The organism is Acidihalobacter sp. (assembly GCF_037381185.1).
In the GTDB taxonomy this organism is placed as follows: Bacteria; Pseudomonadota; Gammaproteobacteria; order DSM-5130; family Acidihalobacteraceae; genus Acidihalobacter_A.
In genome coordinates this window covers 1-22,500 of sequence record NZ_JARRQY010000050.1, presented here as the reverse complement: position 1 = coordinate 22,500, position 22,500 = coordinate 1, and the positions used below count along the sequence as shown (strand labels likewise).

Here is a 22,500-nt window from a genome sequence, read left to right as displayed (position 1 = left end):
ACGCGAAGGAGACATCGTCGCCGCCGAGTTCGTCAATCAGGGCCACAGTTTCCGGGCGGTCCGCTACACGGACCCCAACGGCCGTACCGATTACTACTCGCCCGACGGCCACAGCCTGCGCAAAGCGTTCCTGCGCACCCCTGTCCAGTTCAGCCGCATCAGCTCGCGTTTCAACCTGCACCGCAAACACCCCATTCTCAACCGCGTACGCGCCCACAAAGGCGTCGACTACGCGGCCCCGGTCGGCACGCCGGTGCGTGCGGCCGGCGACGGCAAGGTGGTCTACAAAGGCTGGCGGGGCGGATACGGGCGTTTCATCGTCCTCCAGCATGGCCAGCGCTACAGCACCGCCTACGGGCACCTGTCGCGCTTCGCCGCCAAGCTGCGCAACGGCGCACGCGTGCGTCAGGGACAGATTATCGGCTACGTCGGCCAGTCCGGCCTCGCCACCGGCCCACACCTGCACTACGAGTTCCGCATCAACGGCCGGCACCGCAATCCGTTGAAGGTCGAGCTGCCTGCAGCCAAGCCGCTCGAGGCGCGCTATGTGGCCGACTTCGAGTCCAAGGCTCTGCCTCTGCTCGCCCAGGTCGACACCTACCGCCGCGCCTCGCTCAGCCGCTTCGGCGATTCATGAGCGAGCTGTATCTGGGGCTGATGTCCGGCACCAGCATGGACGGCGTCGATGCCTGCCTCGCGAGTTTCGACGACGCCCCCAAGCTGCTCGCCACGCTCAGCCGCGACATGCCCGAACCGCTGCGTGCAGCACTGACCGGATTGATCGAAGGCAGCACGGGCGAGGCCACCCCCGCCCGCATCGGACAACTGGACGCGGAACTGGGCGAGTTGTTCGCAGCCGCCGCCCTCGATCTGCTCGCTGGGCAGAACCTGCCGGCCAACCGGATTCGCGCCATCGGCAGCCACGGCCAGACGGTCTGGCACCAGCCGCACGGCCCGCGCCCCTTCAGCCTGCAACTCGGCGACCCGGCACGGATCGCCGAACGCACGGGCGTCACCACCGTGGCCGACTTCAGGCGCCGCGACATCGCTGCCGGCGGCCAGGGCGCACCGCTGGTGCCCGCTTTTCATGCCGCCGTGTTCCGCTCGGCGGAGGAACCTCGCGTGGTACTCAACCTCGGCGGCATGGCCAACGTCACGCTGCTACCGGCCGGTACTGCGCAAACAGCGGTCAGTGGTTTCGACACCGGCCCCGGCAATGTCCTGCTGGACCTGCATGCCAGACGTCACCTCGACAGTCCCTGCGACCTCGACGGCGCCCTGGCGGCGCAAGGCAACAGCGATGAAACTGTGCTGACGGCGATGCTGAGCGACACCTATTTCGCGCTGCCGCCACCCAAGAGCACCGGCCGCGAGCACTTCAATGCCCGTTGGCTGGACCGTCAACTGGCGGGCGTCGTTCTGCCTCCCGCCGACATTCAAGCCACCCTCGTGGAACTGACCGCACACAGCGTTGCACAGGCGATCACAAGCCATCTGCCCGATTGCGCACGCGTGCTCGTCTGCGGCGGCGGTGTCCACAACCGGCAGTTGATGGCTCGGCTAGAGGCGCTATTGCCGCAAAGCCGCATCGAGTCCACTGCCGTTCACGGCATTGAACCGGATTGGGTCGAAGCCATGGCCTTCGCCTGGCTGGCGCGACAAAATCTCGCCGGCCGTCCAGGCAATCTGCCGTCCGTTACCGGTGCCCGCAGGCCGGTGATTCTGGGAGCGATCCATCCGGCATAAGCCAAACGGAACTCATCCAAGCAATTGAAATCGGATGCGAGTCACTCGCGAGACTGTCAGCGCATTGCCTTCCGGACGCGCCTGCATTTGCGCAACTCAGCACCTCGACACATAATCTTCATCCAAGACGCTCCGTGCGGTGCGTCGATATATAACAACGACCCATTAGGGGCAATACACAAAGAAGAGGCTGCAACCCGAACGCATCATCGTGTTCCGCCTTGTGCTGGCGCATCCCCGCCGATGAGTGCACGCTGGCGGCGCACAAACCCTCTTTACTACAGCGATACAGAATGCTGCAGCGGCGCCCGATTGCTGGCACGCATGCTGCTTCCCCATATCGCAACGTTTGGAGGAAGGGCCTGCGTTCGGACATCCTCACTTGTGCCCCAACTCTCATGAGGTGAAAACACCGATGAAGAAGTCTCTGCTAGCAATCGCACTCGGTACCGCCCTGGCGGCCACCGGCATACAGGCCAATGCCGCCAAGACCCTGGTGTTCTGTTCGGAAGGCAATCCCAGCGGTTTCCAGCCCTCGCTGTATACCGACGGCACCACCTTCGACGCGAGTTCGCGCACCATCTACGACCGCTTGGTTGAGTTCAAGCCCGGCACCACCCGGATCGTGCCCGGCCTAGCCTCGTCCTGGACGGTCTCCGACGGCGGCAAGGTCTACACCTTCCACCTGCGCAAAGACGTCAAGTTCCAGTCCAACAAGGAATTCACGCCGACCCGCGATTTCAACGCCGACGACGTGGTGTTCACCTTCGAGCGCATGCTGAACAAGAACAACCCGTACCACACCGTGTCCGGAGGTACGTATGACTATTTCGACGGCATGGGCATGCCGGCGCTGATCAAGTCGGTCAAGAAGGTCGACGCGCACACCGTGCAGTTCATCCTCAACAAGCCCAACGCGCCGTTCCTGGCCAATATGGCCATGGATTTCGCCTCCATCGACTCGGCCGAATACGCCGACAAGCTGGCCAAGGAAGGCAAGAAGCAGGACCTCGACCTCAAGCCCATCGGCACGGGTCCGTTCGAACTGGTCGCCTATCAGCCCGGCTCGATGATCCGCTACAAGGCATTCAAGGACTACTGGCGCGGCAAGGCCGCGATCGACAACCTAGTGTTCTCGATCACACCCAATCCGTCCGTGCGCTGGGCCAAGCTGAAAACCGGCGAATGTCAGATCATGGACTACCCGAACCCGACCGACCTGCCGGCCATGAAGGCTGATCCGAACATCAAGGTGCCCTCGCAGCCCGGCCTGAACGTCGGCTACCTCGCCTTCAACGTCGAGAAGAAGCCCTTCGACAAGCTCGACGTGCGCAAGGCGCTGTATATAGCCGTCAACAAGCAGGCCATCGTGAAAGCGATCTTCCACGGCACCGGCGAAACGGCCACCAACCCCATGCCACCGACCATCTGGTCGTACAACAAGTCGATCAAGGACTACCCGTACGATCCGGCCGCTGCCAAGAAACTGCTGGCCAAGGCCGGCTACCCCAATGGCTTCAGCACCAATATCTGGGCCATGCCGGTGTCGCGCCCCTACAACCCGGATGCCCGCCGCATGGCGGAAATGATCCAGGCGGACTGGGCCAAGATCGGCGTCAAGGCCAAGATCGTGACCTACGAGTGGGGTGAATACCTCAAACGCCTGGGTCAGGCGCAACACGACACCGCGCTGCTGGGCTGGACCGGCGACAACGGCGATCCGGACAACTTCCTCAACACCCTGCTCGGCTGCGACAGCGTGCACACGACCAACAACATCTCGGAATGGTGCTACCAACCGTTCCAGAAGCTGGTCACCGCCGCACAGGAAACCAGCAACACCGCCAAGCGCACCAAGCTGTATGAAAAAGCCCAGGTGGTGTTCCACAAGCAGGTACCGTGGGTGCCGATCGACTACTCGACGGTCTACATGCCCATGTCCAAGAACGTCGAGGGCTACAAGATCATGCCCACCGGCGTGCACTACTTCTATGGCGTCAGCCTGAAGTGAGCCCTCGCTCCCACGGCCCGGATATCCGGGCCGTGGGAACCCTTCCCGTCCCCGCATACTTGCATCATCGCCCTCGATAGGTGTAAACAGCCCACCTTTCGTGCCGCACGCTCGTATCAAGGCACGCCAAACGGTTCAGGAAACGGATGATTGCATTCCTTCTTAAACGCCTGGCGCTAGTGATCCCCGCACTGTTCGGAGTCAGTCTGTTCAGCTTCGCGCTGATCCATCTCATTCCCGGCGACCCGATAATGATCATGGCTGGCGTCCATGGCCTTACACCTGAACGCCACGCGCGGATGATGCATCAGCTCGGTCTCGACCAACCGCTGTATCAGCAATACTTCAGTTACATCTGGAACGCTCTGCACGGCAACCTCGGCACCTCCATCTTCACCCGCCAGCCGGTGATGACCGAATTCCTGCAGCGCTTCCCGGCCACGTTCGAGCTGTCGGTAGCGGCAATGATCTTTGCCGTCGTCATCGGCCTGCCCGCAGGTGTGATCGCTGCGATCCGCCGCGGCGGCATCGTCGACCACACCGTCATGACCGTCAGCCTCACCGGCTACTCCATGCCGATCTTCTGGTGGGGTCTGCTGCTCATTTTGCTGTTTTCCGTCCAACTGGGCTGGACACCGGTGTCAGGGCGTATTTCCCCGGCCTACTGGGTAGAGCCACACACCGGCTTCATGCTTATCGACACGCTGCTCGCCGGCGACACGGCCGCCTTCGTCGACGCCCTGCGCCACCTCATTCTGCCCTCAATCGTGCTCGGCACCATTCCGCTGGCGATGATCGCGCGCATGACGCGCTCTTCCATGCTCGAAGTGCTCAACGAGGACTATGTGCGCACCGCCCGCGCCAAGGGTGCCTCGCCATTCCGGGTAATCATGATCCACGCCCTACGCAACGCGCTGATTCCCGTCGTCACCGTCACCGGCCTGCAGGTCGGCGTGATGCTCGCGGGCGCGATCCTCACCGAGACCATCTTCTCCTGGCCGGGCATCGGCCAATGGATGGTGCAGGCCATCAACCAGCGCGACTACCCGGTGGTGCAGGGCGGCATCCTGCTTATCGCCAGCATGATCATCCTGGTCAACCTGCTGGTGGACATTGCCTACGGCATCATCAATCCGCGCATCCGCCACGCGCTCTAGGCCCTGAACACAGGTCCTAAGGACACATTACGTATGAGCGACAACACACCCCGCGACGAAGACTACAAAGGCGCCGTCGACGCCGCCCCCGAATACGTCCAGGAACACGCCATCGCCCACGCCGAAATGCCGCCGCACCCGCTGATCGAAGTGTGGCGCTATTTCCGCGAGAACAAGGGCGCCCTGATCGGCCTCGGCATCAGCGTCACCATCGTGCTGATGGCGATCTTCGCCGGTGTACTGGCCCCCCATTCGCCCATCTCCCAAGACCAGTCCGCCTTCCTGCAGCCGCCGGCCTGGCTGCCCGGCGGCAACTGGACCTACCCCCTCGGCACCGACGCCGTCGGCCGCGACCTGCTGTCGCGCCTGATCTACGGCTCGCGCCTATCGCTGTTCGTCGGTCTGCTGGTGGTCACCCTGTCGCTGCTGGTCGGCGTACTGCTGGGGCTGATCTCGGGCTATTTCCGCGGCTGGGTCGACGGCCTCATCATGCGCCTGGTGGACATCATGCTGGCCATCCCCAGCCTGCTGCTGGCCATCGCCATCGTCGCCATCCTCGGCCCGAGCCTGAGCAATGCCATCGTCGCCATCGCCATCGTCAATGTACCGTACTACGTACGTCTGACACGCGCCTCGGTGATCTCTGAGTCAAGCAAGGACTACGTCATGGCCTCGCGCGTGGCCGGCGCCGGACACCTGCGGCTGATGTTCTCCACACTGCTGCCCAACTGCACCGCTCCGCTGATCGTGCAGGCGACGCTGGGCTTTTCCAGCGCCATCCTGGACGCGGCGGCGCTCGGATTCCTCGGCCTCGGCGCGCAGCCGCCGACGCCCGAATGGGGCAGCATGCTCGCCAACGCGATGCAGTTCGTGCAAAGCGCCTGGTGGGTAGTCACCTTTCCCGGCCTGGCGATCCTGATTACCGTGCTCGCCTTCAACCTTATGGGCGACGGTCTGCGCGACGCCCTCGACCCCAAGTTGAAACGCTGATGGCCCTGCTCGAAATCAACAAGCTTTCCGTCACCTTCGGCTCATCCGACAAGCCGTTCCGCGCGGTCGACGACGTCAGCCTGAGCGTCGACGCCGGCGAAGTTCTCGGCATCGTCGGCGAATCCGGCTCCGGCAAGAGCGTCACCTCGCTCGCGCTGATGGGCCTGATCGGCTACCCCGGGCGTATCGACGCCGAACGCGTGCAGTTCGATGGTCACGACCTGCTGGCCATGCCGCCCCGACAGCGCCGCGCGCTGACCGGCCGGGACATCGCGATGATCTTCCAGGAACCGATGACCAGCCTGAATCCGAGCTTCACGGTCGGCTGGCAGATCACGGAAGCCCTGCGCATCCATGAGGGCGGCAACCGCCGCTCGCGTCGCGAACGCGCCGTCGAACTGCTCGCCCAGGTCGGCATTCCCGCCCCGCGCAGCCGGCTCGACGCCTACCCGCACCAGCTCTCCGGCGGCATGAGCCAGCGCGTGATGATCGCCATGTCCATCGCCTGCAATCCCAAGCTGCTGATCGCGGACGAACCCACCACCGCGCTGGACGTCACCATCCAGGCGCAGATCATGGACGTTCTGCTGCGCCTGCAGGAAGAACGCGGTATGGGACTGATCCTGATCACCCACGATCTGGCGGTGGTCGCCCAGGCCGCGCACAAGGTTGCCGTGATGTACGCCGGCCAAGTAGTGGAAACCGGTCGGGTTCCGAGTATTTTCGAGCAACCACTTCACCCCTACACCGAAGCCCTACTCGCGGCCCTGCCGGAGCGCGCCATCGGCAAAAACCGCCTCAACTCGCTGCCCGGCGTCGTCCCCGGTCAATACGATCGGCCCGACGGTTGCCTGCTCAGCCCGCGCTGTCCCTACGCCACCGAGCGCTGCCGCCGTGAACAACCCGCTCTGGAAGGCGAAGCCGGCCAGCAGGTACGCTGCTTTTTCCCGCTCGACCGGCACAGCCGTACGGCCTAAGCCAGGAGCACGCCGAGATGAACCAGACCCGCGAAACCCAGCCCACGCTCATGCAGGCCGACCAACTGACCCGGCATTACACCTCTGCCCGTGGCCCCTTCGCCCCCAAGGCGATAGTGCGTGCACTGGAAGGCATCTCCTTCGAACTGCACCCGGCGCGCACCCTCGCCGTGGTCGGTGAGTCCGGCTGCGGCAAATCGACCCTGGCGCGCCAAATCACCTTCATCGAGACACCCACCTCCGGCAGCATCCGGCTCGACGGCAAGACCGTCGCGCTCGACGACCGCGCCGCGCTCAAGCAGGCACGCGCGCAGGTACAGATCATCTTCCAGGACCCCTACGGTTCGCTCAATCCGCGCAAGAAAGTGCGCGCGATCCTGGAGGAACCGCTGATCATCAATACCAAGATGTCCTCCGCCGAACGGCGCGAGCGCGTCGACTGGATGATGCAGAAAGTCGGCCTGCGCCCCGAGTTCGGCGTGCGCTACCCGCACATGTTCTCCGGCGGCCAGCGCCAGCGCATCGCCATCGCGCGCGCCCTGATGCTCAACCCCAAGGTGGTGGTGGCCGACGAACCCGTCTCCGCACTCGATGTCTCGGTGCAGGCGCAGGTGCTCAACCTGCTCATGGATCTGGGCGAGGAATTCGGCGTCGCCTATTTGTTCATCTCGCACGACCTCTCGGTCGTACGGCATATCGCCGACGACGTGATGGTCATGTACCTGGGCCGGGCGGTCGAAGTGGGCGCCAAACAAATCCTGTTCGACACGCCCTTGCACCCCTACACTCGCGCGCTGATGGCTGCCACGCCGCATATTGACCCCACAGCGCGCAAGGTGCGCATGGCAGTCAATGGTGAACTGCCCTCGCCATTGGATCCGCCTTCCGGCTGCGCCTTCCATACACGCTGCCCCTACGCCACGGATCGCTGCAAGAGCGAGCGCCCGGAACTGCGTGAAGTCGGCCAGCGGCAGATTGCCTGCCACCGCGCCGAGGAAGTGCTCACTCTAGAAGCAGCCCAGACCCAGGACTGACGCCAAACAAGAACCGGCCGACGCCACATCAGGCAAAATCCAGACTCAAGAGGCAGAAACGAAAAAGGCAGCCATCGAGGCTGCCTTTTTGCTTAACGAGTCGCGCGGCCCGTTACATACTGCGGCGACCGTCTCAGACCGAGAAGGAAGAACCGCAGCCGCAGGTGGTCGTCGCGTTCGGGTTGCGAATGACGAACTGAGCGCCTTCGAGACCTTCCGTGTAGTCGATCTCCGCACCGACCAGATACTGATAGCTCATCGGGTCGATCAGCAGGGTGACGCCGCCGTTTTCGACCACGGTGTCGCCATCCCCAACATTCTCGTCGAAGGTGAAGCCGTACTGAAAGCCGGAGCAGCCGCCGCCGGTCACGAACACCCGCAGCTTGAGTTCCGCGTTGTTCTCTTCCTCGATCAGTTCCTTCACCTTGCTGGCTGCCGCATCGGTAAACAGCAGCGGATCGGGCATGGATTCTTCAAGCAAGTCGGTCGCCGACATGATATGCGCCTCCAAAACAGGGTTGTCGCCGGACAATGCGTGTACGGTAGCCTAATCCAAGTGATTTGGTCAAGAATCGAGCACTTCCTCAGCCTCGAGCTGGGGCCCCACCGTTTTCCCGCGTTGGTCCTCGAGCTGCGGCTTGCCGCCTTTGCGATGCACCAGCTTGCCGTTCACCTCGGCGCCCACCGCCATCTCCAGCAGGTTGTAGTATACGTCGCCGCACACCTTGGCATTGGCCGCCAGCTCCAGATGCACGGCCGAATGCACATCGCCTTCAATCGAGCCGTTGAGCATCGTGTTGGGGGCATGCACCTCGCCCTCCACCTCCCCGCCTTCGCTCAACACCAGCGCGGCGTCATCGTCGCCGTCGGCCACCACGTTGCCCTCGATACGGCCATCGATATGCAGACCGCCCACGAAGTGAAGGTCGCCTCGTACCACGGTGCCCTTACCGATCAACGTGTCGACCCGCATCGAATTCAACTTCTTCTTGCCACCGAACATGGTCTGGTCAACCTCCCTTTAAGGCGTCATTCCAAGCATAGGTCTTCTCGGTTCCTTTGAGATTACGCTTACTCGGACGCACCGAGATGACAATATTCTCGGGAACGAAACCGGAGGGTAATCGGAAACTGCCCTGGAAATTCTGAAAGTACTTGAACGAAAAACCCATATTTATCTGGGCCAGCTTGGAAAGATCCAGCGCATGCGATTTGCCATCCTGCAGTCCCTGAATCTCGGCGCTCACATGCCCTTCGGCTCTCGCATCGTGATGCATCGCCTGGGTCAGCGCCAGTTTGAAGCTGTAACCCTTGCCGGACGCTGCGTGCTGAATCTCGAAATGCTGTAGATTCACCCCAGCCTGATCGCTCGCAGGCGAAACGATGCTGCGGTAGAAAGCCACCTGTTCATTCAGGCTAGCCAGCCTCGCTTCCATCTCGTTGAGGTTTTTCTGCACGCGCCGCGCCGCCTCGCGATCGATCTCGCCGCTGCGGCCCAGCCGAGCCGCCTGGTCGGTCAGCTCCTGATTGCGTATGGTGAGATAGGAGGCACGGCTCTTCAGCTCTTGCAACTGGCTGCGTTCGCGCGCAGTGATCCCGTTGGCGCTCTGATAGCCGGCCCAGTAAATGGCCGCCGCAGCCACCCCCAGCAGCACCACGGCAAGCAGCGCCAGCAGTACGCGCCGCACTGGATCGTGTGCGCGCAGCCGATAACCCTTGTGCGTTTTCCCTTTCGAAACGGCCATGGCTCAGGGCAGCAGAGAAACGCTATCGAGCCCGGCCGCCTCAGGTAGTCCGAACATCAGATTCATGTTCTGCACCGCCTGCCCCGCGGCGCCCTTGACCAGGTTGTCGATCACCGAAAGCACTATCGCCGTATCGCTGCCCGGGGCGCGCGACACCGCGATACGGCACAGGTTCCCGCCACGCACACTGCGCGTCTCCGGCATCGAACCGGCCGGCATGACATCGACGAACGGCTCAGCCCGATAGGCCGATTCGAACAATTCCTGCAGATCGCCGGCGTCACCTTGCAGGCCGGCATACAAAGTGGCGTGTATGCCGCGGATCATCGGCAGCAGATGCGGCACGAAAACGAGATCCACCGCCGTACCAGCCTGCCCCGACAGCACTGCGCGAATCTCGGGCAGATGGCGATGACCGGCCACACCGTAGGCGTGAAAGTTTTCGGATGCTTCCGTCAACAGCATCGACAGAGCCGCCTTGCGGCCCGCACCGCTGGCACCGGACTTGGCGTCAGCGATAAGTCGCCCGGACTCGAGCAGACCCGAACGCAACAACGGCAGGAAACCCAGGATCACCGCCGTCGGATAGCAACCCGGATTGGCCACCAGACGTGCCGTACGAATCGCCGCGCGGTTGATTTCCGGCAGGCCGTAGACCGCTTCCTCGATCAGTTCGGGACTGGCATGCTCCATACCGTACCAACGCGACCACTCATCGACGTCCTTCAGGCGAAAGTCCGCCGCCAGATCAATGACACGCACGCCCGCCTCGAGAAGACGCGGCACATCGTGCATCGCAGTACCGTTCGGAGTGGCGAAAAACACCACATCGCAATTCTCCAGCTCCGCCTCGTCGGGAGCGACGAAGCTCAGATCGAGGTAACCACGCAGATTCGGAAACACTTCGTCGACGCGCCGACCCGCATCGCCGCGCGAGGTCAACACCCGCAGCTCCGCTCGCGCATGGCCGAGCATCAACCGTATGAGTTCCACACCCGCGTAACCGGTCCCGCCGACCACGCCCACCTTGACCTTGTCCATAAGCTTGCGAAATCCATCGCTGACGATCGGACGCACATCTTAAAGGCTCGCACCCTGGCCACGCCATAACTTTGACGCCTCACGGGCACTTGCGTTCGTCGTGCCAATAACGAAAAATGCGCTCCTTCATATCTCTCCGGAATGCCAAGGGCTTTTCGCCACGTCCGTACAATTCGCCCCGTCCGTACAACATGCTCCCCGCTCCATGCTGAAACGCCTCTATCATTCGGCTCACGGCCTGCTTTCGCCTGAAAGCTGGCGCATCCGGATCATCTTCTGGGCGGGCGCCGTCATCGTCGGGCTCATCGCCAGCTTCTTCGCCCAGGCCGCCGATTACTCCAACGCCCTGTTCCAACGCCTCATCGCCATCTCGCCGTACCTGCCGCTGGTAGTCACTCCTGCGCTGATCATGCTCGCCGCCTGGCTGACCAAGCGCATCTTCCCAGGCGCGGAAGGCAGCGGCATCCCCCAATGCATTGCCGCGCTGGACATTCGCGAGGAGAGCGTACGCGCCAAGCTACTCAGCTGGCGCATCGCCTTCGGCAAGATCGTACTCACCCTGCTCGGTCTGCTCAGCGGCGCCTCGATCGGCCGCGAAGGCCCCACGGTACACATCGGCGCCGCCGTGCTGTTCAGCCTGGGCCGGCTCGGGCGTTTCCCGTTCCACTACATGGACCGCGGCATGATTCTGGCCGGAGGGGCCGCTGGCATCGCCGCCGCGTTCAACACTCCTCTGGCGGGTATCCTGTTCGCTATCGAGGAAATGAGCCGTTCGTTCGAGGAACGCACCAGCGGCACGCTGATCACTGCCGTCATCCTCGCCGGCATCACCTCGATAGCCCTGCTCGGCAACTACACCTATCTCGGCATCGTGCCGGCCAACGTCTCGGTCAGCACCGGCCTGCTGCCGGTACTGGTGTGCGGGATAGCCGGAGGCTTGCTGGGCGGCCTGTTCAGCACCCTGCTGCTGCGTGGACAGAAACTGATCAAACCGCTTTATCGCCGCCGCACTCTGCTGGTGGCCGGCACCTGCGGGCTGATCATCGCGGTGATCGGGCTGATCTCGGGCGGCGCCACCTACGGCTCCGGCTACGAGGCTGCCCGCGCTCTGGTGCAGGACACCCACGGCGTCAACGACTCCTTCCCCTACCTCAAACTGCTAGCCACCGCCGTGTCCTACTGGAGCGGCATTCCCGGCGGCATCTTCGCGCCCTCGCTGGCCACCGGTGCCGGCCTCGGCGCGCATCTGGCCCAGTTGTTCCCGCACACTGACCTGGCTGCCGTAGTCCTGCTCGGCACGGTCGCCTACTTCGCCGGCGTGGTGCAGACTCCGATCACCGCGTTCGTGATCGTGATGGAAATGACCCACAACAACGACCTGCTGATCCCGCTGATGGCCACCGCCTTCATCGCCTACGGCGCTTCGAGGCTGGTCTGCCCGCGGCCGATCTACCAGGCCCTGGCGGAGGACTTCCTCAACGCCGCGCCGAAACCCACGGCCGAGGCTCCACCGACCGAACAACGCCCGAACGTACCCTGACCGCATGTTTTCAGTCATCGTCCCGACCTATAACGAGCGCGACAACGCATCCGAACTGATTCGGCGCGTGCTCGAAGCCTTCTCCCGCCTTGACGAACCCGCCGAACTGCTGCTGGTGGACGACGACTCGCCGGACGGCACCGCCGGCGCGATGCGTGAGGCCGCAGCAGAACACGGCGCCCGAGAATCACAGGTCCGCGTCATCGTACGCGACAGCGACAAGGGGCTGGCCAAGGCTGTCGCCGCCGGCTTCGAGCAGGCCCACGGCGATGTGCTCGCAGTCATCGATGCCGATCTTTCGCACCCCCCCGAACTGCTCCCCGATTTGCTCGCGGCCATTCGCGGCGGCGCCGACGTGGCGATCGGCAGCCGCTACGTCGGCGGCGGCGGGACCGAGGGCTGGCCGCTGATCCGGCGCATCGTGTCGCGCGGCGCCTGCCTGCTCGCACGGCCGCTGAGCCCGGTCAAGGACATCACCTCGGGCTTCTTCGCCCTGCGTCGCGAGTGCCTGGACGAACTGCACTACATCCCACGCGGCTACAAGATCGGCCTGGAGCTGTTCGCCCGCCTGCCCGGCAAGCGCATGGTAGAAGTCCCGTTCACCTTCCGCGACCGGACGCGCGGCGCCAGCAAACTGGGCAGTGCGGTCATGCTGGCCTACCTGGTGCAGCTCGGCTCACTCTACCGCGCGCGTTTTCCGCGCCTGATCGGCTATCTGCAGTTCGGTCTGGTCGGCGTGCTCGGCATGGCGGTGGATTCGGCCACCTTCGGCTTGGCCTACTGGTATCTGGGGCTACAGCAGCTCGGACCCACGCTGGGCGGCTTCTTCGCGCAGACCGTCTCATTCCTGGTCGCCGCTCGCTTCAACTTCGCGCTCAATGCCCGGTGGACCTTCCGCGAGCGGCGCAGCCACGCACGCATGAGTGCCTTTCTCGCGGTCAGCGTTGTCGGCTTCATCCTGCGCAGCCTGATCTTCGAAAGCGTAGTCAGCCTGCCGGCGCCGCAAACACCCGGCCTGTGGGCAAACCTCGTACACACGCTGTCGATCGAACAGATTGCCCTGGTCATCGGCGTCATCGCGGCAAGTCTGTGGAACTTCTGGGGCAGTCGGCGCTGGGCGTTCCCGGCCGGCGGGGAAATGGCCGGCGAAGGTCTGCCCCGGCCCGAGGAACTCATCAGCCGCAGCTGGGTGGTCATTCTGCTCAGCAGCGCCGCCATACTGCGCGTGCTGTTCGCCGCACAGACGCCGCTGACATTCGACGAGAGCTACTACTGGCAATGGTCGCGGCATCTGGCCTGGGGCTACTTCGACCACCCGCCGATGATCGCCTACCTCATCGCCGCCGGCACCCGCCTGCTCGGCACCACACAGCTCGGGGTAAGGCTGGTGCCAAGCATGATGAGCATCGCCCTGGTCTGGATGGTCTACCGCCTGGCTGCCGTCTACTGGCGAAATTCGCGGGCCGCTCTATGGGCTCTGGTGCTGGCCGTGAGCACCCCGCTGTTCGCCGTCGGCGGCATGATCACCACGCCCGATATCCCCCTGCTGTTCTTCTGGGGCGCCACAGTGCTGCTCACGCTGCGCGCGCTTGAGCGCATGCGTCCGTTCGACTGGCTGCTCATGGGGCTGTGCGCCGGCCTCGGCATGCTCAGCAAGTTCCCCATGGCGTTGCTCTATGTGGCGCTGCTGTTCGCCTTGCTGTCGACGTCGCGGGGCCGGCGCAGCCTGGCTACCCCCTATCCCTGGCTCGCGCTGCTCACCACCGCCATCGTCACGACGCCGATGTGGATCTGGGAGTACACCCATAACTGGGGATCGTTCGGCTTCCACTTCCGCCAGGGGCTCGGCTCCAGCGTGGGCGCCACGCCCGCCACCGGCGCGGCGAGCAGCTCCGGCGGCCTGCATACTCTGCTCGCCTACGTCGCGGGGCAGGCCGGCATCATCACACCGCTGCTGTTGCTGGTCGTCATCGCCGGGCTGGTGCAGGCCTTCCGCCGCGCCCCGGCAGACAGACCGGACGCTGCCGCCACGCTGCAACCGCGCGAGATCCGCCCTTTCCTGCTCTGGCCGGCCCTGGTCACCTTCGGCGTGTTCGGCGGTGCCAGCCTCCTCGCGAGCAGCGGGCCGAACTGGTCGGCGCCGGCCTACGCCACCGCGTTCCCCCTGGCCGGTGGCCTGCTGGCCGCGCTGATTCACCACCGCCGGCGCTGGCTGCGCTGGCTCAGCACCTTCGCCGTAGCCTTCGCCGCAGTGCTCTCGCTATACGTTCACATCGAAGTCGCGCACCCGCTGATCGCCTACCGCAACTACCCGCGCATCTTCCCGTTCGACCACAAGCCGCTGGCGCATTGGGCCGACACGCTGCGCGCCGCGCAGGCACGGGGCGGTCGGCAAGCCTGGGTGGTCGGGTCGAATTACAAAATCGCAAGCGTGCTCGGTTTCTACATGCAGGGCCACCCACAGACCTCCGATCCCTTCGAAGTTCGCTCGGGCAGCGCCTACCTGGCCTGGCAGCAGACGCCGCCAGTAGGGACTCCGGGCCTGTTCATCGCCAATAGCCGTCATCCTGCGAATATCGCACGTCTGTTCAATGGTCCGTACCGCTACCTCGGGGATTTTTCCGTCGCGCGCCGGGGCGTGGTCCGCAACACCTATTACGCATTCTCCGGAACCCTGAATTCCAAGACCTTCACGGAAACGGCACAATAACGTCATCAATTTGACGAACAGGCTCCAGTTGTGAAACGCTTAAGCGCGTGCCGTGGCGCTTTGCCGCGCCAGCATGAACAAGTGGTAAGCCTCACCGCCCCGGGCAGAGACCATACTTCCAGCACACATGTCATCATCAATCCCGCATGCCGATGCGGGCAACCGCGCGGGGAATAACGCCATGGACACTGCGGAATCGCAAACGCCCAAAGGCTACCGAACGCTTTGGATCTCCGATCTGCACCTCGGTAGCAGCGGCGCCCAGGCGGAAGATCTGCTGAGCTTCCTGCGCCAGACCGAAGTCGAACGCATCTACCTGGTCGGCGACATCATCGACCTGTGGGCACTACGCCGGCGTCCACACTGGCCCAGCGCCCACATGGAGGTGATTCGCCATGTCCTCGCACGGGCGGTCGACGGCGTGAGCGTGACTTATGTACCCGGCAACCATGACCACGCCATGCGTGCCTACTCGGGACAGCGCTTCGGACAGGTAATGGTTGAGGAACGCGCGCTGCACCTGACCGCCGACGGCCAGCGGATGCTGGTCATGCACGGTGACGAATTCGACCGCATAATCCACAAGATGCCTTGGCTGGCCCACGTCGGCGACGTGCTCTACGACTGGTTGCGTGCACTGAACAAACGGTTGCCTCATCGCACCCACAAAGACGAGGGCATGCAACCGCAAACACTGTCCGCGAACGCCAAGCACCGGGTCAAGCAACTGGTGCATTTTCTCAGCGGCTTCGAGCGCCGGGTCGAACAGACCTGCCGCGCCGCCCACGCGCACGGCATCATCTGCGGCCATAGCCACCATGCCGAAATCACGCGCTTTCGGGACATACTCTATTGCAACGACGGCGACTGGGTGGAAAGCCGCACGGCTCTGGTCGAACACCACAATGGCCGCCTCGAGCTACTGCGCTGGCCCGCAATGGTAAGCAGTCCGGCCGAACAGGGCAGCGACGCCGTTCTGGCCGACTCCTCGACCTGACACCACCAGCACGCGCCACAGCCGCGCGGACTCCCCCGTGACCTCACTTCCCGCCATTCTGCAGCACGCTGCGCCCTATCTGCATGAGTACGGCATCTGGGCGGTTTTCATCGGCCTGCTGCTGGAAACCTTCGGTCTGCCGATACCGGGCGAAACGCTGCTCATCGCCGCCTCGCTGCTGGCGACCCAAGGCCATATCCAACTGCCGGTGCTGCTGGCCGCGGCCTGGCTGGCGGCGGTACTGGGCGACAACCTCGCCTTCTACCTGGGGCGTTTCGGCGGTCGTCGCCTGTTACTGCGCTATGGAACCGGAATCGGCATTACGCGCAGGCGCCTGAGCAAAATGCACCGTTTCTACGACCGCTTCGGCCCCGAAGTGGTCATCGTCGCGCGCTTCTTCGTGATCGCACGGCAACTCAACGGTCTCGTCGCCGGTTCATCGGGCATGCTGCCGTTGCGATTCTTCATCTACAACGTGCTCGGCGCCGCACTCTGGGTCGGGACCTGGGGCATGGCGGCCTGGTTCCTCGGCGACCATCTCGTGGCGCTGCTGGCCTGGGTGACACACGCCGCGCCGATCGCCTTGGCCATCGGCGCAGCCGTAGTGCTGTTTATCTACCTAGCGCGCCGGCGGTGGCTTCGGCTGCGGCCGTCCAGCGAAACGGATTGATCCGACTGCCGGATTTGCCGCACCGAAGGCAAAAAAACGCTAGTGTTTCGCCGCCGCGGCAGGGGCGGGCGGCGCCTGTCCGCTCGTTGGAGCGACTGGTTTGGTAGTAGGCTGCTTCAGCACAGGAACCCCGTTCTTTCCGGTCGCATAGCGATCTCCCCGCGCCATCGCCTCTTCGGCCTGCTTGTTCAGCACGATGATGCTGATACGGCGATTGACCGCAGCCAGCGGATGAGTCTTGTCGAACAACACGGTATCTCCCAGACCGACGATACGCGCCACCTTGTCCGCCTTCATCCCGCCTCCGACCAGGGCACGCCGCGCCGCGTTCGCGCGCTCGGTCGAGAGTTCCCAATTGCTCAAATTCTTGTTCAGATAGCGATGCGCATCGGTATGGCCGGTAATGCTGATGTGGTTGGGTACCTGGTTCAGGAACACGCCGATATGTTCGAGGATCTTTCGCGCATAAGGCTTCAGCGCAGCGCTGCCCAGATCGAACATCGGTCGGTTTTCCTTGTCGACGATCTGGATGCGCAGACCTTCGGGCGTAATATCGATGAGCAGCTGATCCTTGAACGGCTTGAGCGCCTGACTCTTGTCGATCGCCTCTTTCAGCTTGACCTCCAGCGTCTGCAGACGCTCGCGGTCGAGTTGTTCGGCCTGCTTGCTCAACTGTTTAGCCGTCTGCTGGGGTGAGCCGCCGATGCTAGCCTCCTGTTTCGGTCCGGTCACCATGTCCTTGGTGCCGCCCAGCTTGATCATGCTGGTGCTCGCTCCGCCCGGCCCCTGGATGGCACTCGGGTTGTTGAAAAATTTCGACATGCCCGCACGTTGTTGCGGCGTAGTCGAGCCGAGCAGCCACATGAGGAGAAAAAACGCCATCATCGCGGTCACGAAATCGGCATAGGCGACCTTCCACGCCCCCCCGTGGTGGCCATGGGCCTTGACCACTTTCTTGATAACGATGGGTTGTTTCTTGTCATCCATGGGACTGCCCCGTCGGATGCCGTAGCGGCACCGTCACCGTTGTTCCTTGAGATATTCCTCGAACTCCTGAAAGCTCGGGCGCAGCGAAGACACCATCGTCTTGCGGCCGAACTCGACCGCGATCTGCGGGCTGTAGCCCTGCACCTGCGCCAGAATGCAGGATTTGATGACTTCTAGAAAACCGGCCTCATCGCGTGCCCGGTGTTCCATCGAGACTGCCAGCGGAGCAACGAAACCATAGGCCAGCAGGATGCCGAGGAAGGTACCGACCAGCGCCGCCGCCACATGCTCGCCGATCACCTGCGGCGGCTGATCCAGGCTGCCCATGGTAATCACCACGCCGAGCACCGCAGCCACGATGCCGAACCCCGGCAAACCGTCAGCCACGCGATTGAGCGCGCTGGCCGGCTGCTCCGATTCACGATGATGGGTTTCCAGTTCCAGCGACATGAGATTGTCCAACTCGAACGGATTCATGCCTCCGGAGACTATCAAACGCATATAGTCGACGATGTACTCCAGTGCATGATGATCCTTCACCACCTTGGGGTACTTCGCGAACAGTTCGCTCTGGGCAGGATCCTCGATGTCGCCCTCGATCGCCATCAGCCCTTCCTTGCGCGCCTTGACGAACAGGGAATACATAAGGCCAAGCAGTTCCAGGTACGCGGCCTTGTTGTACTTGGCCCCGCCGAGCAGTCCCGGCAGCCCCTTGAGCACCTTCATGATCAGCCCCATTGGATTGGAGATCATGAAAGCACCGAACGCCGAGCCGCCGATGATCAGCAACTCGTAGGGCTGCAGCAGAGTGGCCATATGGCCGTGCGAGAGGATGTAGCCGCCAACCACACTACCGCAGACGATCAACATCCCGATAATTGTATTCATTCAGAGTCCTTGATGGCCGTTATGTAGGCTGAAAACCGACCGGCTTTAGCGGAAATACGGCATCGCGCCCCGTTTCCGGAGCCTATCTCACCGCGTGCACGTCCGGTCCAAGCAAACCGTTATTTCAAGAGTTCGAGCTATGCCGCTCCGCGGCTACGTCTCGATCATAGCGCACCAGCATCCCATGCTGTAGGCTTGCGGCAACAGCCCGGATAAAGACTACGGCCCCGATAGTTGAATATTTAACTGCCGGGGCGATAAGCCAAAACAAGGGGAATGTTCGCTGTGATCAAACCCGAGTTAGCGGTTCTCGCCAGCACGATCGAACGCCTAGAGGCGCTGGAGGATGATCCGCGCCTGTCGGCCAAGGAACTCGAACACGCCCTGACCCTCGACCCGGCGCTGGCAATCGCTGTGCTGCACCGCGCGGTCCACATCCATCACCGGCATATCGACAGCCCCATCACCACGCTGCTGCAGGCGGCGATGATGATTGGCATCACCCCCATCCTCAAGCTCGCGCGGGAGCTGCCCTGTGCCGAAGACAAGCTGCGCGAGCCGCATCTCGGCATGTACAAGACGGCGCTCGGCCGGGCCGCGCTCAGTGGATTGTTCGGCCTGTTCATCGCCCAGGAGCGACGCGAACTGGAACCCGGTGAAATTGCGCTGTCTTCGCTGCTCGCGCCGCTGGGTGAACTAGCGCTGTGGAATGTCGCCGCAGCGGACATGTACGAACTGGAGCGCCTGCGCCGTCAGGCCGGCGTCCATCCGCAGCAGGCCGCGCACATCGTGTTCGGCACCAACATCAACGACCTGGGCCATACCTTGGCCGAAGCCTGGGGCCTGCCCGAACTGCTACAGACCACGCTGGACCTGCATCAGGCCCTGACGCCCCGGCAGACCGCCCCGATACTGGCCAGCCGCCTGGCCTGGCACGCCCTGGGCAACTGGCAGACCCCACGCGCGGAAGCCGACCTGCGCGCCTGCACCCGGCAACTCGACCTCGATTTCAACGCGCTCACCCAGGAAATCGACGACATCATTGGTGAATTCGAAGCCCAAACGGCTGCGATCTACAACCTTCCGGTACTGCAGGTACTCGGCAACACACAGATGGGCGAGATCCCGCCTCCCCCAAGCCCATCGGTCTGCTCCGCCCCCGACCAGGACTGGATCACCCTCGGCCAGCACCGCATCGAGCGCGCCGTTATGCAAACGGACATCATCCATGCATTGAGCAAAACGCTGTACAACGGCCTCGGCATGGACCGCGTCGTGTTCGCGCGCTACAGCAGCAATGACGACGGCGAGCGGCTCGAAACCGAATTCCTGCTCGGCACGGACTACGAATACGGCTTCCACAACATCTGCCTGCCTCTCGGCGAGGGCCAGCTCTTCTCCCAACTGCTCAAGAAACCGGTCGCGGTCTGGGGCCGGGGGCCCGATGACGCCAGACTCGCCAAACTCGTTCCCCGGGCACTTACCGAACTGAGCGGCACGGACCGATTCTTCTGCCTGTCGCTGTTCGCAGGCGACGAACCGGTTGGCATCGTCTACGCCGATCGTCGCCACCCCGACTGCGCCCTGACCGAACAGCAGTTCGCCGCGTTCAAGCGTGTAGGAATACTGGCCATCAAACGTCTGAAGGCTATAGGGACCCGCTGAAATCCGGGCGAACGCAAAAAACTCAGAGACCGGACAATCATCCCGCCCTTCCCAATTCCAAGCGCCTATTAACAGACGGCAACCTGCAGGAAAATCTGGGGTAATTGCTCCTTGGGCAGACTGTCTCCGTGATCCGGCAGCACGCAGGGGATCACGGACCCGCACAGACGACGGAGACAGTTTATGAACAAGGGCAAATTCGCTATTGCGTTTTTCAGCGGCATCCTGGGCCTCGGTATCGCCGGCACCGCATTCGCTCAAAGCTCGAATTCCAACCCCATCATCCTGCAGCCCGGATCAGGGAATCAAAAGGTCCAGCGCGGCGACGACGGCATGCAGGGCAACAGTGGCATGGAAGGCGGCGGCGAACATGAGGGCACGGGCAATAGCCATTCCGGGGGCATGAACGGCTCCGGCGAAGATAGCAGCGAAGGCCGCGGAGAGATAGGCGGCTGACGCCGCACAGCGGTTTAGGTTCCGCCGGCCACGCCACAGGCCTGGCCGGCGAAGCACTTCAACCGCGCACCAGTACCGTCCACAACGCGCAAGCTCCCACCACCACTGTCGCCAACCCAGCGACAGAACCGTTCCGGCCATCAGATCCTTGATGCGCCCCGCCTCGACCCCTGTTCCGGAGACGGCAGATCGGCCAGCTCCTCCACCGCGGTATTCATCTGCGAACAATCGGCCCTCGGGCCCTAGGTAAGCGGTTCGCCACAACATCAAGGGCAACTCGTGCGTTCCCGAAGTGCTTTTGACCGTCCGATTGTGGGCCATGGAGTAAGATCTGAGCCCGTTCGAAATGCTCTCGCCGCAGCAGCTACAACCCCTGCTGCGTCCAGCGTCGACCATAGCGCCGTCCCAGGCTGTAGCTGATGTTGTCCGCCCAGAGTCGCGCCAGCCACTGCGAATGCCGGTATGCTCGGGAACGACGGCCCACCGGGGCCCGCCGCCCTCCGCGGAACGGCCCCGTCCTTGATGCCCACATGACACTCCGACAGAGACGTGAATTGTTTATTGCCACCGACACATTTCGCTCTTCATCTATGGCAGGAGTCGCCCAAAAATCCTCAATCAATTGAAAAAAGAAGATTTTCAATAACGGAAATGCATTGCCGACATTCTCCGCCGTGTCATTGGGGCACGCTATCCTGACGCGGCACGCAACGAACGCCTGAGCGTTCAACATTGTCTCCCGGAGTCTGCTCCATTGCGAAGCGACGATTTGAACCCTTCATTCGGACCCGGTCGCCTGTGGTATATCATGGGGCCATCCGGCGCAGGCAAGGACAGCCTGCTGCGCGGCGCAAGCGAGCGCCTGGCCGGGCGTGTCGAGGTTCGCTTTGCACGGCGCTACATCACCCGCCCCACCGAACTTGGCGGAGAGGACCATATCGCCCTTTCTTCGACGGAATTCGAAAACAAGGCCGCCGCGGGCGATTTCCTCTTCCACTGGCGCAGCCACGGCTATGCCTACGGCATCGGAACGGAAATCCAGGAGTGGCTGTGTGCAGGAGCGGACGTCTGCGTCAACGGTTCGCGGGGCTATCTGCCGACCGCAGAAACGCTGGTCCCGACACTGATCCCGGTGCTGGTGCGCGTCGACCCGCAGAAGCTGCGACAACGCCTGCGGCAGCGCGGGCGCGAATCTTCCCTCGAAATCGAAGCTCGCCTGCGCAGATCCGACGAACTGGAAACACCTACGAACGCCTTGGTGCTCGACAACGACGGATCGCTGGACGAAGCGATTACAGCGCTTTGCCGATACATTCTGGAAACACGCGGCGCAAGCGTGGCGGACGATGAGTGAAGCGCCTCGCGCGCAGCCGACGCTATTTCGGCTTGAAGACCAGCGCCACGCGCTGGCCCGCATAGCGCGCTATCGAGTATTCGACCGGATAGCCGTCCGCATCGACGTTCACACTCTGAGTCAGCAGCACCGGCAGCGTCGAGCTCTGGCGCAGATGGCGCGCTTCGGTTTCGGTCGGCAGGCATGTGGTAACACGGGTCGTCTGACGGAAGTAATCGCGGATACCCACGTTGTACAGCGCCTGCGTGATGGAGCCGCTCTCGCGATAGGCCTCGAGCAGTCCTTCGCAGCGCGCCTTGGGGAAATAGTGCGCGGTCACCGACAGCGGCCGGCCGTCGGCCTCGTGGACCGTCTCCACCAGCAGCAGAGGATCACCCGCGGCCACGCCCAATTCGCGCGCGACCTCGGCATCGGCCGGCATTTCCAGCGCGCGCAAGGCGCGCTGGCCCGGCTCATGGTCGGACATGATCATGATGTCGGAAAAGCGAGTCCGCCGCGTCACCGGGTAGTCGATCACTTCTTCCTGCACGAA

At 63.2% G+C, this 22,500-nt stretch carries 21 protein-coding genes (1 of these 21 only partly in view); 14 read left to right on the top strand and 7 right to left on the bottom strand.

What is annotated here, in order from left to right; all coding sequences use genetic code 11:
- The 7 genes from P8014_RS15920 to P8014_RS15890 all read left to right on the top strand — a co-directional run.
- Positions 1-637, top strand: the final stretch of a protein-coding gene (locus tag P8014_RS15920) for a peptidoglycan DD-metalloendopeptidase family protein (RefSeq protein ID WP_337818319.1). Its footprint begins 749 nt before the window's first position; 637 of the gene's 1,386 nt are visible here — the last part of the coding sequence; its start codon lies off the left edge, out of view; it ends in the stop codon at positions 635-637.
- On the top strand, positions 634-1,746 hold the full coding sequence (locus P8014_RS15915; protein WP_337818318.1) for an anhydro-N-acetylmuramic acid kinase: 1,113 nt from the start codon (positions 634-636) through the stop codon (positions 1,744-1,746). The genes P8014_RS15920 and P8014_RS15915 overlap by 4 nt, the downstream gene beginning before the upstream one ends.
- 415 nt (positions 1,747-2,161) lie before the next feature.
- Positions 2,162-3,757 (top strand): ABC transporter substrate-binding protein, encoded by a 1,596-nt coding sequence (locus P8014_RS15910; RefSeq protein ID WP_337818317.1) that lies wholly within the window; start codon positions 2,162-2,164, stop codon positions 3,755-3,757.
- Positions 3,758-3,903: 146 nt separating this feature from the next.
- On the top strand, positions 3,904-4,914 hold the full coding sequence (locus tag P8014_RS15905) for an ABC transporter permease subunit (protein WP_337818316.1): 1,011 nt from the start codon (positions 3,904-3,906) through the stop codon (positions 4,912-4,914).
- A 33-nt stretch (positions 4,915-4,947) separates the two neighbouring features.
- Positions 4,948-5,904 carry an ABC transporter permease subunit gene (locus tag P8014_RS15900; protein ID WP_337818315.1) on the top strand — a complete coding sequence of 319 codons (957 nt, stop codon included), beginning with the start codon at positions 4,948-4,950 and terminating at the stop codon, positions 5,902-5,904.
- Positions 5,904-6,881: a dipeptide ABC transporter ATP-binding protein gene (gene dppD, locus P8014_RS15895; RefSeq protein WP_337818314.1), complete on the top strand. Its 978-nt coding sequence runs from the start codon at positions 5,904-5,906 to the stop codon at positions 6,879-6,881. Before P8014_RS15900 ends, dppD begins: the two co-directional genes overlap by 1 nt.
- A 17-nt stretch (positions 6,882-6,898) precedes the next feature.
- A complete protein-coding gene (locus P8014_RS15890) occupies positions 6,899-7,915 on the top strand; it encodes a peptide ABC transporter ATP-binding protein (RefSeq protein WP_337818313.1) in 1,017 nt (338 codons plus the stop codon).
- 133 nt (positions 7,916-8,048) lie between these two features.
- On the opposite strand, the gene erpA is transcribed toward P8014_RS15890, so the two are convergent.
- The 4 genes from erpA to argC all read right to left on the bottom strand — a co-directional run bounded on the left by erpA (position 8,049) and on the right by argC (position 10,701).
- Entirely contained in the window at positions 8,049-8,411 is a 363-nt protein-coding gene (erpA, locus tag P8014_RS15885; RefSeq protein WP_337818312.1) for an iron-sulfur cluster insertion protein ErpA, read from the bottom strand.
- A gap of 69 nt (positions 8,412-8,480) precedes the next feature.
- Positions 8,481-8,918: a polymer-forming cytoskeletal protein gene (locus tag P8014_RS15880; RefSeq protein ID WP_337818311.1), complete on the bottom strand. Its 438-nt coding sequence runs from the start codon at positions 8,916-8,918 to the stop codon at positions 8,481-8,483.
- A 7-nt stretch (positions 8,919-8,925) separates the two neighbouring features.
- Positions 8,926-9,603, bottom strand: a complete 678-nt coding sequence (locus tag P8014_RS15875; RefSeq protein WP_337818310.1) for a DUF6776 family protein — start codon at positions 9,601-9,603, stop codon at positions 8,926-8,928.
- Between the two features lie 60 nt (positions 9,604-9,663).
- Positions 9,664-10,701, bottom strand: coding sequence for an N-acetyl-gamma-glutamyl-phosphate reductase (argC, locus tag P8014_RS15870; protein WP_337818309.1), 1,038 nt, complete (start codon positions 10,699-10,701; stop codon positions 9,664-9,666).
- A 205-nt stretch (positions 10,702-10,906) separates the two neighbouring features.
- Between argC and P8014_RS15865 the strand changes: the two genes are divergently transcribed.
- The 4 genes from P8014_RS15865 (at position 10,907) to P8014_RS15850 (ending at position 16,618) form a co-directional block, all read left to right on the top strand.
- Positions 10,907-12,241 (top strand): chloride channel protein, encoded by a 1,335-nt coding sequence (locus tag P8014_RS15865; RefSeq protein WP_337818308.1) that lies wholly within the window; start codon positions 10,907-10,909, stop codon positions 12,239-12,241.
- A 4-nt stretch (positions 12,242-12,245) separates the two neighbouring features.
- Entirely contained in the window at positions 12,246-14,951 is a 2,706-nt protein-coding gene (locus P8014_RS15860; RefSeq protein ID WP_337818307.1) for a glycosyltransferase family 39 protein, read from the top strand.
- 181 nt (positions 14,952-15,132) lie between these two features.
- On the top strand, positions 15,133-15,948 hold the full coding sequence (locus tag P8014_RS15855) for a UDP-2,3-diacylglucosamine diphosphatase (protein WP_337818306.1): 816 nt from the start codon (positions 15,133-15,135) through the stop codon (positions 15,946-15,948).
- 37 nt (positions 15,949-15,985) lie between these two features.
- Positions 15,986-16,618 carry a DedA family protein gene (locus tag P8014_RS15850; protein ID WP_337818305.1) on the top strand — a complete coding sequence of 211 codons (633 nt, stop codon included), beginning with the start codon at positions 15,986-15,988 and terminating at the stop codon, positions 16,616-16,618.
- 39 nt (positions 16,619-16,657) lie between these two features.
- Here P8014_RS15850 and motB read toward each other — a convergent pair whose 3' ends face one another.
- Both motB and motA read right to left on the bottom strand, forming a co-directional pair.
- Complete coding sequence (motB, locus tag P8014_RS15845) at positions 16,658-17,605, bottom strand: flagellar motor protein MotB (protein WP_337818304.1); 948 nt, start codon at positions 17,603-17,605, stop codon at positions 16,658-16,660.
- Positions 17,606-17,638: 33 nt separating this feature from the next.
- Positions 17,639-18,493 (bottom strand): flagellar motor stator protein MotA, encoded by an 855-nt coding sequence (gene motA / locus P8014_RS15840; RefSeq protein WP_337818303.1) that lies wholly within the window; start codon positions 18,491-18,493, stop codon positions 17,639-17,641.
- 285 nt (positions 18,494-18,778) lie between these two features.
- Here motA and P8014_RS15835 point away from each other — a divergent pair, with 285 nt between their 5' ends.
- From P8014_RS15835 to phnN, 3 genes are all read left to right on the top strand, one after another.
- Complete coding sequence (locus P8014_RS15835) at positions 18,779-20,158, top strand: HDOD domain-containing protein (protein WP_337818302.1); 1,380 nt, start codon at positions 18,779-18,781, stop codon at positions 20,156-20,158.
- A gap of 183 nt (positions 20,159-20,341) precedes the next feature.
- A complete protein-coding gene (locus tag P8014_RS15830; protein ID WP_337818301.1) occupies positions 20,342-20,614 on the top strand; it encodes a hypothetical protein in 273 nt (90 codons plus the stop codon).
- Between the two features lie 754 nt (positions 20,615-21,368).
- Entirely contained in the window at positions 21,369-21,968 is a 600-nt protein-coding gene (gene phnN, locus P8014_RS15825) for a phosphonate metabolism protein/1,5-bisphosphokinase (PRPP-forming) PhnN (RefSeq protein ID WP_337818300.1), read from the top strand.
- A 22-nt stretch (positions 21,969-21,990) separates the two neighbouring features.
- Here the strand turns inward: phnN and P8014_RS15820 are convergent.
- A partial coding sequence (locus P8014_RS15820) for a UTRA domain-containing protein (protein ID WP_337818299.1) occupies positions 21,991-22,500 on the bottom strand: 510 nt, incomplete at its 5' end.

Excerpts from the sequence above, each read along its gene's own strand:
- P8014_RS15915 (WP_337818318.1), top strand. The coding sequence starts at position 634 with ATGAGCGAGCTGTATCTGGGGCTGATGTCCGGCACCAGCATGGACGGC.
- P8014_RS15910 (WP_337818317.1), top strand. The coding sequence starts at position 2,162 with ATGAAGAAGTCTCTGCTAGCAATCGCACTCGGTACCGCCCTGGCGGCC.
- P8014_RS15905 (WP_337818316.1), top strand. The coding sequence starts at position 3,904 with ATGATTGCATTCCTTCTTAAACGCCTGGCGCTAGTGATCCCCGCACTG.
- P8014_RS15900 (WP_337818315.1), top strand. The coding sequence starts at position 4,948 with ATGAGCGACAACACACCCCGCGACGAAGACTACAAAGGCGCCGTCGAC.
- dppD (WP_337818314.1), top strand. The coding sequence starts at position 5,904 with ATGGCCCTGCTCGAAATCAACAAGCTTTCCGTCACCTTCGGCTCATCC.
- P8014_RS15890 (WP_337818313.1), top strand. The coding sequence starts at position 6,899 with ATGAACCAGACCCGCGAAACCCAGCCCACGCTCATGCAGGCCGACCAA.
- erpA (WP_337818312.1), bottom strand. The coding sequence starts at position 8,411 with ATGTCGGCGACCGACTTGCTTGAAGAATCCATGCCCGATCCGCTGCTG.
- P8014_RS15880 (WP_337818311.1), bottom strand. The coding sequence starts at position 8,918 with ATGTTCGGTGGCAAGAAGAAGTTGAATTCGATGCGGGTCGACACGTTG.
- argC (WP_337818309.1), bottom strand. The coding sequence starts at position 10,701 with ATGGACAAGGTCAAGGTGGGCGTGGTCGGCGGGACCGGTTACGCGGGT.
- P8014_RS15865 (WP_337818308.1), top strand. The coding sequence starts at position 10,907 with ATGCTGAAACGCCTCTATCATTCGGCTCACGGCCTGCTTTCGCCTGAA.
- P8014_RS15860 (WP_337818307.1), top strand. The coding sequence starts at position 12,246 with ATGTTTTCAGTCATCGTCCCGACCTATAACGAGCGCGACAACGCATCC.
- P8014_RS15855 (WP_337818306.1), top strand. The coding sequence starts at position 15,133 with ATGGACACTGCGGAATCGCAAACGCCCAAAGGCTACCGAACGCTTTGG.
- motB (WP_337818304.1), bottom strand. The coding sequence starts at position 17,605 with ATGGATGACAAGAAACAACCCATCGTTATCAAGAAAGTGGTCAAGGCC.
- motA (WP_337818303.1), bottom strand. The coding sequence starts at position 18,493 with ATGAATACAATTATCGGGATGTTGATCGTCTGCGGTAGTGTGGTTGGC.
- P8014_RS15830 (WP_337818301.1), top strand. The coding sequence starts at position 20,342 with ATGAACAAGGGCAAATTCGCTATTGCGTTTTTCAGCGGCATCCTGGGC.